We start from the raw sequence: 12,713 nt of genomic DNA, 5'->3' as shown, positions 1-12,713 counted from the left end.
GCGCCACCGTCCCAGGCGCACCGCGGACCGGCATCCCCCCCGTCAGCGTGTGCCGACCGCCGCGCGCACCGCCTTGCGGGCAAGCTGGCAGTCGTCGTGCAGCCGCCTCAGCAGCAGCCGCTGTTCCTCGCCGGACGACGCGGGGCCCGGGTGGGCCTGCCCCGGTGCCGTCGGGGCCGGGTCGTGCATCGACCGCTGCACGGCCGTCTCGTACGTACGGATCTCACGGGTGAGGACGAGCATCAGGTTCACCAGGAACGCGTCGCGCGAGGCCTGGCCGGCCGACTGCGCCATCTGGCTGATCTGGCGGCGTGCGACCGGCGCGTCCCCGAGCACCGCCCACAGCGTCGCCAGGTCGTAGCCCGGCAGGTACCAGCCCGCGTGCTCCCAGTCCACCAGCACTGGACCGGCTGGTGAGAGCAGGATGTTCGACAGCAGGGCGTCGCCGTGACAGAACTGGCCGAGGCCCTGGCGGCCCGCCGTCTGCGCGATGCTGTGCATCAGCTTCTGCAGGTCGCCCATGTCCCGGTCCGTGAGCAGACCCAGCTCGTGGAAGCGCGAGATCCGCTCCGCGTAGTCCAGCGGTGCGTCGAACGTGCCCGCCGGCGGCCGCCACGCGTTCAGCCGGCAGATCGCGCCCAGCACCGTCCGGATGTCCGAGCGCGGCGGCGCCTCCGCCGGGTGTCGCTGGAGCGCGGCCGCCCGGCCCGGCATCCGCTCGACCACCAGCGTGCAGTTGTCCGGATCCGCCGCGACCAGCCGCGGCACCCGCACCGGCGGCCGGTGCCGGACGAACGAGCGGTACGTGGCTATTTCGTGCCGGATGCGTTCGGTCCACATGGGGGAGTGGTCCAGCAGGACCTTCGCGACCGCCGTGCTGCGTCCCGTCGTGCCGACGAGGAGTACGGAGCGCCCGCTGCGGCGCAGCACCTGGACCGGAGCGAACTCCGGACAGATGCGATGCACCGAGGCGATCGCCGTGCGCAGTTGTGCGCCCTGGGGGCCGGACAGGTCGAGTCTCCCGCTGAGCGCCTGGGTGCCGGCCCCCGGCACGCGCCGCGTCCTGCCGGCGCCGAGTGCGGGAGCCGCCGGACGCGCGGGGTCGAGGTAGGGGCCGCCGCTCCCCGGGCGGGAACGCAGCGACCGGGGAGGGGCGGACACGGAGGATGATGCTGCGTACATGGGGGAGACAGATCCCTTCGTGTGCCTGAGAGTTCGTCGCGCCGCCCGGCCCGGCCGCACAGGTGCACCCTGGGGAGTGCACCGGTCACAGGTACCGGCGACCGGGTCGGGGTGGCGCGTTCCTACCTGACACCAGATGTCCCGTGGCACACCATCTGGCGTGCCCTGGCGAACCCTGGCGAATAGTCCCGCAGCAACTGACAGAGGGCTACTGTCAAGTCAGCCGAGAACCTGGGGGCTTGACGTGAGCGGACAACCCAACACCCGTCTGGCGGACCTGTTCGGCCTGGCCGGCTGGTCCAAGGGCGAGCTCGCGAGGCTGGTCAACCGGCAGGCGGCGGCCATGGGCCACCCCCAGCTGGCGACCGACACCTCGCGGGTGCGGCGGTGGATCGACATGGGAGAGATCCCGCGCGATCCGGTGCCGCGGGTGCTGGCGGCCCTGTTCACCGAGCGTCTCGGCCGTGTCGTGACCATCGAGGACCTCGGTCTGGTCCGGCACGGGCGTACGGGAAGACGGCAGGGCGGCGGGAGTGCGGAACATCCCGACGGAGTGCCGTGGGCGCCCGAACGGACCGCCGCGGTCCTCACCGAATTCACGGGAATGGACCTCATGCTCAACCGACGCGGTTTGGTGGGCGCGGGTGCCGCGCTCGCCGCGGGATCCGCACTCAACAGCGCCATGCACGACTGGCTCCACACCGACCCGGCCCTCGCGGCCGACGCTCCCCGGACCGACAACCCCCTGCATGCCGACCCCGCCGGATTCGACCGGTACGAGGCAGCCCCCATCGGGTCGCAGGAGATCGAGGAACTGGAGCGCTCGGTCGAGGTGTTCCGGGCCTGGGACGCGGCCCGCGGCGGCGGGTTGCAGCGCAAGGCTGTCGTGGGACAGCTCAACGAGGTGGGAGGCATGCTCTCCTACCGTCACCCCGAACACCTCCAGCGGCGCCTGTGGGGCGTCGCCGCCAACCTCGCCGTCCTCGCGGGCTGGATGTCCCACGACATCGGTCTGGAACCCACGGCGCAGAAGTACTTCATCATCGCCGCCCACGCGGCCAGAGAAGGCGGTGACCGGCCCCGCGCGGGCGAGGCGCTCTCCCGGGCGGCCCGCCAGATGGTGCACCTGGGCCGGCCCGACGACGCACTCGACCTCATGAAGCTCGCCAAGTCCGGCTCCGGCGACCAGGTGCTGCCGCGCACCCAGGCCATGCTCTACACCATCGAGGCCTGGGCACAGGCGTCCCTGGGCAAGGGGCAGGCCATGCGGCGCACCCTGGGCGAGGCGGAGGAGCTGTTCGTCTCCGACAAGGGGGACGTGCCGCCGCCGAGCTGGATGCAGATGTTCGACGAGGCGGATCTGCACGGCATGCAGGCCCTGGCCTACCGCACCCTCGCCGAGCACGAGCCGGCCGCCGCGGCCATCGCGCAGCGCCATGCCAGACAGGCGCTCGAGCTGCGCGAGGCGGGACGGGACCGGTCGAAGATCTTCGACCACCTCTCGCTGGCGTCGGCCTGCTTCATCGCCGACGACCCCGAACAGGCGGACACCTACGCCCGCCTGGCCCTGACGTCGATGGGAACGAACTCCTCCCACCGCACCTGGGACCGGTTGCGCGAGATGTACCGGCTCACCGGGCAGTACTCCAGCTATCCGAAGATCCAGGACCTGCGGGAGGAGATCAAACTGGCGCTCCCGAAGGGATCGCTGAAGTCCGCGGGCGGCAACCGCGCCCGGACCTAGGAAGGGCGCTGTGCGCAGTAGCAGGCAGCGTGCGCCGTGGCGAGGGCGGTTCTCAGGAGACGACCCTGGCCACCAGCACGCAGGCGTCGTCCTCGCGCCCGGTCTCGCCGAACTCCTCGACCACCATCCGTACACAGTCCTGTGCCGTGCGGGCCCCGTCCAAGCGCGGGGCCAGGGCGAGGAGCCTTTGGGTGCCTTCCGCGCCGCCGTGCCGCGGGACCAGCCCGTCGGTGTGGAGGAGCAGTAAGTCGCCTTGTTCGAGGGCCACTTCGGCCTGCCCGTAGGCAGCCCCCGAGGTCGCCCCGAGCAGCACGCCGTCCGGGGCCGAAAGCGCGCGCCCCGTCCCGTCGCGGAACAGCAACGGGGCGGGGTGCCCTGCCTGTGCCCAGGTGAGGGTGCGGGTCCGAGGCTGGTAGCGGCAGCAGACGGCGCTGCCCAGGGCGGGCTGGAGGGTGGCGTCGAGTAACTGGTTGAGCCAGGCCATGATGTGGCCCGGTTCGGCGCCCGTCACGGCCATGCCGCGCAGGGCGCCGATCAGCATCGCCATGCCCGAGGTGACGGTGACGCCGTGCCCGGTGAGGTCACCGACGCTCAACAGGGTCTGCCCGTCGGGCAGTTCGAGAGCGTCGTACCAGTCGCCGCCGATCAGCGCGCTGGTCGACGACGGCAGGTAGCGGGCGGCCAGGTCGAGTGTCTGCGGGCCCTGGTGCGGGAGCCGCAGGGAGCCGCGCCACGGAGGCAGCACGGCTTCCTGCAACTCGACCGCGAGCCGGTGCTCGGTCTGCGCGATGTGCCGCTGACGTTGCAGCGAGTCACGGGTCTCGCTCACCGTCCGCTCACTGCGCCGCAGTTCGCTGACATCCCGCAGCACGGCCCACATCGAGGCGGTGCTGCCGTCGGCGTCGAGCACGGGTTCGCCCATCATGTGCACGGTGCGCACACCGCCGTCCGCGAGCACGATCCGGAACTCCCCGTCGATGCGTCTGGCGTCGACCAGGCAGTCGGTGACCATCGCCGTCAGGCGGGACCGGTCCTCGTCGAGGACCAGCGACGGCAGTTCGTCGAGGGTGAGCGGCGGGGCGGCGGGGTCACGGCCGAGGATCCGGTACAGCTCACCGGACCAGCTCGCCTCGTCCGTCAGCAGGTTCCACTCGGCGCTGCCGACCCGGCTGAGCAGTGAGTCGCGCCGGGGCGCGGCAGGCGCGACCGGCAGGACCGATTCGGCCGGGGGCTCGACGGACACCGGCTCAGGACCGTCCCGCAACTGCGTCAAGTGCTCGCCCAGGTCGCTGAGCTGATGCACCGCCAGGTCGTACAGCGCGCGCTGCCAGCGTCCCTCGGCGTCGGAAGCGTGGCCCTGCGCGTCCCGCCGAACCGCGTCCACGTCACCCCGCAGCCGCCGCGTCTGCGAGATGAGTGCCTCGACCGTGCCGCGCCCGGGGGGCTGGGCGGCCGGGCGGTCCGCAGAGAGGTGGGGCGGCATGACGTACTCCGATACGGCGTCGGTTCGACCAGGGTGACGGAAGGACCGTTACGACTCTTGCACAGCCTGCGACTCGCTGTAAGGGATTTGGCAACACACGATACGGTGGTGCTTCTGGCATATGCCGCCGTCCTCGCGGAGAGGTCAGGTGGCATGACTGCGGTACGCGCCGAGGGGTTCAAGGCGTAGGTGGCGTACGCGAGTTGAAGGGTTGTCGGCTGGGTGGGCGGTCGCTCTCGCGCTCGCGTTCGACGGCCGTTTGTTCCCGCCCTCCGGGCGGCTCGCGCGGAAGGTTCTCTCAGCCGCCACAGTGGGTGACGCGAGTCACAGTGGGCATCCGAAGGCATCCGGGGAAACGGCATCGTGCGAATCCTCCGCGAGGTCGCGAAGGTACGTCGGCGCAGCAGCCGGCTCCTCACCGTCAACGGAGGACGATCATGGACATCACCCTGCAACAGCCCGCCCGTGCCTGCCTGGTCACCGACGACGACCGGGAGCTTCCGGTGCCCGCCACGCTGCGCTACACCTCCGGTGATCCCCTGGCCGTGAACATCGACTTCCCGGCCGACGTCGCGCTCGGAGGAGAGACGGTCACCTGGACCTTCGCCCGCGCACTCCTGGACGAGGGGTTGTGCGTCCCCGTCGGAACCGGCGACGTGCACATACGGCCGTGTGGAGCGTCCCGCACGGTCGTGGAGTTCCACTCGCCGTACGGCCTGGCCCTCGTCCAGTTCGACACTCCCGCCCTGCGCCGCTTCCTGCTCTGTTCGTACGCCGTCGTCGAGGCGGGCGGAGAGGACATGGGCCCCGTCCTCGACCGGGGCCTGAGCACCCTCTTCGACGGGGTCTGACGTGTCAGTAGCGCAGCACCCCCGCGATCCCCTGGGCGTCCCGGAGGGTGCCGTCCGGTACGAAGCGGACCTCCGCCCCGGTCTCCAGGCACTGCTCGACGATCTCGTCCACGATGTCCTCGCGGGCGTCGAGGTCGCCGCTCTCGGCCGGGACGAGGTGCTCCCCCTGGTCGTCCCGGACCGTCACGCGGTAGTTCTCCTCGACGGCGAGGAGCCGGACGCGCCCCTCCTCGGCGTTCTGCCAGACCTCGTCGACCCCGGCGGCGAACTCCTTGCGGCCACGGGCCAGTTCGAGCTCGCGCTCCACGGAGTCGACGTTCTTGCGGTCCTCGGCGGCGATCAGCGGCCGTACGGCCTGCCACACGGCCTCGTGTGAGGCGTGAGCGAGCCCGCCGTGCGGAACGTGGATGGCGTCCTTGGTGACCGTGCCGACCTCGTCCAGGGCGGACAGCGCGGCCTGCTCGCCGGTGACGTACAGCGGCCGGGGGTTCTCGCGGAGCACGGCGGCCATGGCCGTGTCGGCGTCGCGCAGGAAGCGGCGGGTCCCCTCGTCCCGGAACGTGCTGGGCACGTCGCCGATGCGTTCCTGCCTCTCCGTGTCCGGGTTCTCCACGAGGCTGCGGGCCAGCGGAAAGCCCCCGGTGCGTTCCGCGGTGACGTGATCACCGGCACCGTTCCACAGGGACGCCCGGTCGGCGGAGACCGAGAGCACCCAGAACGGCCGTTCGGCGGCCTGCGCGGCCACCAGGTTGCGGGTCAGGAAGGTGTCCGAGAGCACCACGCGCTCGGGGACCGTGCGGGCCAGCGACCACACCTGGTGCTCACCGGGTGCCGCGAAGATCACCAGACCGTCCTCGGCGTGCGCCAGGTCGACCTCCGCCAGGGCCCGGTCGAGCTGCGCGGCGACGTCGTTGCGCCGCTCCCGGGTGACCGCCGGATCGGTCTCCAGCTGCCTCTTGGCCTCGGCCAGCACGTTGCGCAGCCGGACCGGGTCCTGGGCGTTGTCGGGTTCGCGGCGGTGCGTGGGCGTCAGCACGGACACCGCCGGATACGGCCGCGGACGGCGTAGCTCGGTCAGGGTCGCGGGACTGAGGGTGTGCTCCATACCAGCACCATAGGACTGATTCGCGACTCGGGCATTTGGGGTAATCCGGATCTAGCGGGGGTGGGTGCCCTGGGGCCGTACCCGGACCGGCGGAGTGGCAGGCCGGCCGGAGGGGCGGCCGGCCTGCCTGGTCGTACGCCGGCGCGAGCCGTCGGCCGACCGCGTGCGGAAGGCCGCGTACACGGGCTTCCCGGCCCCGGCCCTGTACGGCCCGCTCGCCCCCCCCCCCGGGAGCCGGCCGGGCCGCGCCGGACAGGTCACCGAACGTGACGGCCGGGACGCGGCCGCACGCCGCGCCGGACGGCCGCCGGGGCCTGGGGCGCGGCGGTGAACCTGCCCTGTGTGACGCGCGGCCCGCCCCCGAGGTCGTAGCCGGGGCCGCCCGCACGCCCAGGGGAGTGAGCTGCCGCTCTCAGTCGTCGTCGTCCGGTCCGCACGAACTCCCGTCCGCCGGCAGCGACCCGTACAGCAGGAAGTCGTCGATCTTCTGGTGCACGCACGCGGAGGACCCGTACCCGGTGTGCCCCTCACCCTTGTTGTCGAGCACGACGGCCGAGGAGCCGAGCCGCTCGGCGGTCTGCACGGTCCAGCGGTACGGGGTCGCCGGGTCCCCCCGGGTGCCGACGAGCAGCATCTTCGGGGTGTCGACGTCCCGCACCTTCTCGCGGATGTAGTCGGTGCCCTTGGGACGGCCGTAGCACATCAGCACCTGGTTGAGCCGGTACTGCCCGAAGACCGGCGACGCGTCCTCGTACCGGGAGCGCAGCCGGGCGAGGTTTTCGGTCATGCGGGCCGCGGAGGGGCGATCGGGGTCGTCCGCGCAGTTGATCGCCATCAGCGCGGCCGGCAGGTTGTCGAGCGGGATGTCCTCCGCGTCCACGAGGCCTCCGCCCCCGGTGTCGTCGGGACTCGGTGTGCCGGGTGCCGCGATGCCCCCGCTCGCGAGCTCCATCAGGGCCTGCGGGTCGCCGTCCCGGAGCAGCACGGTCAGCGCCTGGGTGAGCGCGGGCCACAGCTGCTCGCTGTACAGCGCCTGGCCGATGGCGCCCACGAGGTCCTGTCCGGTGAACTCCTGCCCGAAGGCCGTCCTCAGGGGGGTCTCGTCCAGCGAGTCGACGAGGTCGACGACCTGCTCCCTGGCCGAACGCGGGTCCTGGCCGAACGGGCACGTCCACTGCTCGGCGCAGGCGTCGAGGTAGTTCTCCAGCGCGGTCTGCTGGCCCTCGGCGCCCACCAGGCCCTGCTCGGTGAGGGGTTCGGTGAGCGTGTCCACGCCGTCGAACGCCATCCGCCCGACCTTCTCGGGGAACTCGGCCGCGTACACCGCACCCAGCCGGGTTCCGTAGGAGAAACCGAGGTAGTTGAGCTTCTTGTCGCCGAGCGCCGCGCGCATCACGTCCATGTCCTTGGCGGCGTTGACCGTGCCGATGTGCGGCAGTACCGGTCCGGAGTGCTCGGCGCAGGCGGCGGCGGCCCGCTTCAACTGCCGCAGCGCGGCAGCCGGATCCTTCACGTCGTCGCCGTCGTCCGTGGCCTCCACGGCTTCTCCGGTGCCCTCGCCGCAGCTGACGGGGGAGGACCGGCCGACGCCGCGCGGATCGAAGGTCACCACGTCGTAGCCGTTCGTCAGACCCATGAAGTCCTTGCCGCCGTAAGCGAGTTGGGGAACGCCGGGGATGCCGGGCCCACCGAGGTTGAGCAGGACGGACCCGCGCGTCTCCCTTCCCGTGGCCCGGTAACGCGCCATCGCCAGGTCGAGCGTCCCCTGCTCGGGCCGCTCGTAGTCCAGCGGCACGGTCACCTTCCCGCACCGCAGGTCCTTCGGCATCTCCATGCCCTCGCACCTGGACCACTTGATCCGCTGCTCGTAGAAGCGGGACAGGTCGGGCTCGTCGGTCTGCACCGACGCCACCGACGCGATCGACGGCAGGCAGGCCCCGAGCAGGACCAGTGCCACGGCCGCGGCTCCGGCAGCGCAGCGTCTGTGCGTGAAACGCATGCATGCCTCCAGGGACGCCCGGCCGTGGGCCGGGGATACCCCCTGGATCACGATAAGCGGGCAGGTCCCGCCCCGCCTCCGGGCGAGCGGGACGGCCGGTCGTGCCGTATTCTGCGGCGCCCGCGCGCACTACCGTCGTCCGTATGGCCGACGAACTCTTCCGGGACCCGCGGCTGGCTGCCGTCTACGACCCGCTCGATCCCCACCGTGACGACCTGGACACCTACCTGCGTCTCGCCGAGCGGTTCGGTGCGAGGCGAGTGCTGGACATCGGCTGCGGTACCGGCGTCCTCGCCCTCCAACTGGCCGAGCGCGGTGTCGAGGTCGTCGGCGTCGATCCCGCCCGGGCCTCCCTCGACGTGGCCCGGGCCAAGCCGGGCGGCGACCGGGTCCGCTGGATCTGCGGCGATGCCACGGCACTTCCCCCGCTGCGAGCCGACCTCGCCACGATGACAGGCAACGCCGCCCAGCAGATCGTCGACCCGCACGCATGGCAGGAGACGCTCAAGGGCGTGTACGAAGCACTGCGCCCAGGTGGGCACTTCGTCTTCGAGACCCGGGATCCGTCCAGGCGTGCCTGGGAGGAATGGAACCGCCACGCCACCTACCAGGTCACGGAGATACCGGGCGGGGGCGCGGTCGAGCACTGGGTGGAACTGCTCGACGTCGCCGGGCCGTTGGTGACCTTCCGTAGTCACTACGTCTTCGCCGCCGACGGCCGCACCCTGACGTCCGAGTCCACTCTGAGGTTCCGTGAACGAGAGGAAGTCGAAGCGGACCTGAGCACACAGGGATACACCCTGCGCGAGGTGCTCGACGCCCCCGACCGGCCGGGCAAGGAGTTCGTCTTCGTCGCTCGCCGGCCGGCGGCAGCCCTGGACGGCTGACGACCGGCCGGACCCCCTCGAAAGCCGGGGCGCGCCTCTCCCGCACCGCGGACCAGTTACGCAACGGAAGGTGTCACCGGTGAAGTTCAGCCACGCGATGCTTCCCGACCACCCGCTGCAGGAGTCGCTCGCCTCGGCCGTCGGCCAGACCCACCGGATCCGCTCAGGGCCCAGCGTCTCCCCGGTCACACCGCGGGAGCCCACCCTGATCGCCCAGAGCGGGCCACGCTCGACGTACTGCCCGGCGGCCACGCCGGCTACGACCTGTGCCCGCCCGCCCCGGGCGGCGCCGTCGTCCCCCGCACCTCCAGCGCCGGCGCCGCGAGGACGGTTTCCGACGGGCGGTCCGGGCTGTCGATGCGGTCGAGGAGGCGCTGGGCGGCGCGGCGGCCGACATCGTGGCCGGCGTTGTCCACGGTGGTGAGCCACAGGTGCCGCAGGCGGGAGAGGTACGTGTTGTCGTACCCGACCAGGGACAGATCGCGCGGCACCTGGAGGCCGAGTTCCTCGGCGGCGGAGAGGGCGCCGACACAGGCGATGTCGTTGAACGCGAAGACGGCGGTGGGACGTCGGGCCGAGCTCAGGATGCGGACCGTGGCGCGGTAGCCGCCCTCCTCGGTGAGATCGCCCTGTTCCACGACCGCCGTGTCCGCCAGCCCGTGCTCGCGCATGACCGCCTCGAAGCTGCGGCGGCGCAGTTCACCCACAACCCCCTGTCCGGCGATGTGGGCGATGCGGCGGTGCCCGAGGCCGATGAGGTGCTCGGTGGCCAGCCGTGCGCCGTGCTCGTCGTCGCCCGCGACGACGTCCACGTGGGGCAGGACGGGTTCGCGGGCGCCCGCGACCACGGTCGGGATCCGCCCCGCCGCCGCGCGGAGCGCCTCGGAGGGCGGGAGCGTGCCCACGGCGACGAGGCCGTCGACACGGAGGTCCGTGAACGTGTGGGTGAGCTCTTCGCCGAGGCGCCGGTTGAGGTGGCCGTCGGCGAGCAGCATGTGCAGGCCGCTGTCGTGGAGACGGGAGCCCAGGCCGTCGAGCAGCTCGACGAACCAGGGGTTGCGCAGGTCGTTCAGCAGCACGCCGATGGTGCGTGTGCGGCGCTCGCTGAGGCTGCGGGCGGCGGCGTTCGGGCGGTAGCCGAGTTCCTCGACCGCGGCGAGCACCGCCTGCCGCTTCTCCGGGCGCACCTGCTCGGAGCCGCGCAGCACGAGGGAGACCAGGGACTTCGACACGCCGGCTCGTTCGGCGACGTCGCGGATCGTCGGAGGTCTCATGCTGTGGACCGTTCCATAGGGCGGGAGGGCTTGTCAAAGGGGTTGACAGCTGCAGACATGGAAATCAAGGTGGGGTATGCACGTTGTGGACCGTTCCAAAGCGGTCGGAGGAAGGGCAGAGGGGCAGCCAATGGTGAGTACGCTCGGCGTCGCCGTCGTGGGGTTCGGCTGGATGGGACGGGTGCACACCCAGGCGTACGCGCGGGTCCCGCACCACTTTCCCCAGCCGGCCCTGCGCCCCGAGCTGGTGACCGTCGCCGAGGAGGTGCCGGGCCGGGCCGAGGAGGCCGCCGAGCGGTTCGGCTTCGCCGCGACGGCCCGCGACTGGCGTGAGGTGGCTGCCGACCCCCGAGTCCAGGCGGTCAGCATCACCGCCCCGAACTTCCTGCACCGCGAGATCGGCGTCGCGATGGCCGAGGCCGGAAAGCACATCTGGATCGAGAAGCCGGTCGGCCTCACCGCGGACGACGCCCGGGCGGTGGCCGACGCGGTCGCCAAGGCGGGCGTCCAGGGCACCGTCGGCTTCAACTACCGCAACGCGCCCGCCGTCGCGGCGGCCCGCGAGCTCATCGCCTCGGGCGGGATCGGCACCGTCACACACGTGCGCATCCGCCTGTTCAGCGATTACGCGGCCCATCCCGAGGGTGCCCTGACCTGGCGTTACGAGCGGGAGCGCGGCGGCAGCGGCGTGCTGGGCGACCTGGCCTCGCACGGCGCGGACCTGGCCCGCTTCCTGCTCGGCGACATCGCCTCGCTGACCGCCGACACCGCCGTCTTCATCCCCGAACGGGCTCGCCCCACGGGCGCCACCGCCGGCCACACCCGCGCCACGGGCGGCGAGCTGGGCCCGGTGGAGAACGAGGACTACGTGAACTGCCTGGTCCGCTTCGCCTCCGGTGCCCGCGGCGTGCTGGAGGCCTGCCGGGTCTCCGTCGGCGAGCAGAACAACTACGGTTTCGAGGTGCACGGCACCAAGGGCGCGGTCTTCTGGGACTTCCGCCGCATGGGAGAGCTCGGTGTCAGCCGCGGCACGGCCTACCAGGACCAGTCCGTCACCACGCTCCACGTCGGCCCGGGCCACGGCGAGTACGCCGCCTTCCAGCCCGGCTCGGCCAACAGCATGGGCTACGACGACCTCAAGGTCATCGAGGCGCACAACTTCCTGCGCTCCATCGCCGAGGGCACGCCGCACGGCGCCACGCTGGAGGACGCCGTGCACAGCGCGACCGCCCTCGACGCCATGAGCCGCTCCGCCGCGTCGGGAGCGTGGGTGAACCTCTGACCCCGGGTCCGTCAGCCCCGCACGAGGAGCTGGAACTCGAACGAGTAACGCGAGGCCCGATAGATGTGGGTGCCGAACTCGACCGCGCGGCCGGTGTCGTCGTACGCCGTGCGCTGCATGGTCAGCAGCGCGGCCCCCTCGGGCTCGCCGAGGCCCTCGGCCTCCTCGGCGGTGGCGCGGCGGGCGCCGACGGACTGGCGGGCGCTGTGCAGGGTGATACCGGCGGCCCGCATCAGCCGGTAGAGGCCGCTTGCCTCCAGCCTCTCCGTGTCGAGCGACAGCAGGCCCTCGGGTACGTAGTTGGACAGGTGCGCCACCGGTTCGCCGTGGGCGAGGCGCAGCCGCCGCACGTGGTGCACCTGGGCGCCCTCCGCGACACCGAGGGCCCCGGCGACCTCGGCGGACGCGGGCAGGACCTCGTTGCCGAGCACCCGGGTCGTGGGGCTCTGGCCGGCCGCCTCCAGGTCGTCGTACAGGCTGCTGAGCTCCAGCGGGCGTTTGACCTGGCTGTGCACCACCTGCGTGCCCACGCCCCGGCGGCGGACGAGGAGGCCCTTGTCCACGAGGGACTGGATGGCCTGGCGCACCGTGGGGCGGGACAGGCCGAGCCGGCCCGCGAGCTCGATCTCGTTGCCGAGCAGGCTGCCGGGGCCCAGCACGCCGTGCTCGATCGCGGACTCCAGCTGCCGGGCGAGCTGGTAGTACAGCGGCACGGGGCTGTTGCGGTCGAGGGCGAAGTCGAGCTGTGCGGGAGCTGTGCTGGTCACGAGGTGAGCGTATCCCTCCGTCCGGATGACAGGAATCCTTGTCATCGTGTTGTCCTGACAATGAGGGGATTCCCTGGGGGGGCCTTGACGGCGGGCGTTACCCGGGATCTGGTCCCGCGTCGTGCGAACGGCCGGTGCA

10 protein-coding genes are annotated in these 12,713 nt (G+C 72.1%); 4 read left to right on the top strand and 6 right to left on the bottom strand.

Annotated features, from left to right (window positions below; translation table 11 throughout):
• Positions 1-42: 42 nt before the first annotated feature.
• Positions 43-1,182, bottom strand: coding sequence for an aminoglycoside phosphotransferase family protein (locus ACZ49J_RS31425; protein WP_467454030.1), 1,140 nt, complete (start codon positions 1,180-1,182; stop codon positions 43-45).
• A gap of 244 nt (positions 1,183-1,426) precedes the next feature.
• Between ACZ49J_RS31425 and ACZ49J_RS31420 the strand changes: the two genes are divergently transcribed.
• Entirely contained in the window at positions 1,427-2,926 is a 1,500-nt protein-coding gene (locus ACZ49J_RS31420; RefSeq protein WP_467454031.1) for a DNA-binding protein NsdB, read from the top strand.
• A gap of 52 nt (positions 2,927-2,978) precedes the next feature.
• Here ACZ49J_RS31420 and ACZ49J_RS31415 read toward each other — a convergent pair whose 3' ends face one another.
• Positions 2,979-4,409 (bottom strand): PP2C family protein-serine/threonine phosphatase, encoded by a 1,431-nt coding sequence (locus ACZ49J_RS31415; RefSeq protein WP_467454032.1) that lies wholly within the window; start codon positions 4,407-4,409, stop codon positions 2,979-2,981.
• A 437-nt stretch (positions 4,410-4,846) separates the two neighbouring features.
• Between ACZ49J_RS31415 and ACZ49J_RS31410 the strand changes: the two genes are divergently transcribed.
• Positions 4,847-5,260 carry an SsgA family sporulation/cell division regulator gene (locus ACZ49J_RS31410; protein WP_467454033.1) on the top strand — a complete coding sequence of 138 codons (414 nt, stop codon included), beginning with the start codon at positions 4,847-4,849 and terminating at the stop codon, positions 5,258-5,260.
• 4 nt (positions 5,261-5,264) lie between these two features.
• Here ACZ49J_RS31410 and ACZ49J_RS31405 read toward each other — a convergent pair whose 3' ends face one another.
• Both ACZ49J_RS31405 and ACZ49J_RS31400 read right to left on the bottom strand, forming a co-directional pair.
• The gene (locus ACZ49J_RS31405) at positions 5,265-6,365 is read right to left on the bottom strand and encodes a baeRF3 domain-containing protein (protein WP_467454034.1); all 1,101 of its coding nucleotides are present in this window, start codon (positions 6,363-6,365) and stop codon (positions 5,265-5,267) included.
• A gap of 412 nt (positions 6,366-6,777) precedes the next feature.
• Entirely contained in the window at positions 6,778-8,364 is a 1,587-nt protein-coding gene (locus ACZ49J_RS31400; protein WP_467454035.1) for an alpha/beta hydrolase, read from the bottom strand.
• Between the two features lie 143 nt (positions 8,365-8,507).
• Here ACZ49J_RS31400 and ACZ49J_RS31395 point away from each other — a divergent pair, with 143 nt between their 5' ends.
• Positions 8,508-9,251: a class I SAM-dependent methyltransferase gene (locus tag ACZ49J_RS31395; RefSeq protein ID WP_467454036.1), complete on the top strand. Its 744-nt coding sequence runs from the start codon at positions 8,508-8,510 to the stop codon at positions 9,249-9,251.
• 257 nt (positions 9,252-9,508) lie between these two features.
• Here ACZ49J_RS31395 and ACZ49J_RS31390 read toward each other — a convergent pair whose 3' ends face one another.
• Positions 9,509-10,525 (bottom strand): LacI family DNA-binding transcriptional regulator, encoded by a 1,017-nt coding sequence (locus tag ACZ49J_RS31390; protein WP_467454037.1) that lies wholly within the window; start codon positions 10,523-10,525, stop codon positions 9,509-9,511.
• A gap of 130 nt (positions 10,526-10,655) precedes the next feature.
• On the opposite strand from ACZ49J_RS31390, the gene ACZ49J_RS31385 reads away from it, so the two are divergent.
• Positions 10,656-11,807: a Gfo/Idh/MocA family protein gene (locus ACZ49J_RS31385; protein WP_467454038.1), complete on the top strand. Its 1,152-nt coding sequence runs from the start codon at positions 10,656-10,658 to the stop codon at positions 11,805-11,807.
• An 11-nt stretch (positions 11,808-11,818) separates the two neighbouring features.
• Here ACZ49J_RS31385 and ACZ49J_RS31380 read toward each other — a convergent pair whose 3' ends face one another.
• Positions 11,819-12,619, bottom strand: coding sequence for a GntR family transcriptional regulator (locus ACZ49J_RS31380; RefSeq protein ID WP_467454039.1), 801 nt, complete (start codon positions 12,617-12,619; stop codon positions 11,819-11,821).
• Positions 12,620-12,713 lie beyond the last annotated feature (94 nt).

The organism is Streptomyces sp. NPDC030840 (genome assembly GCF_055572015.1).
The sequence above is the reverse complement of the archived record's forward strand: the minus strand, read 5'-3'. Positions and strand labels throughout refer to the sequence as shown.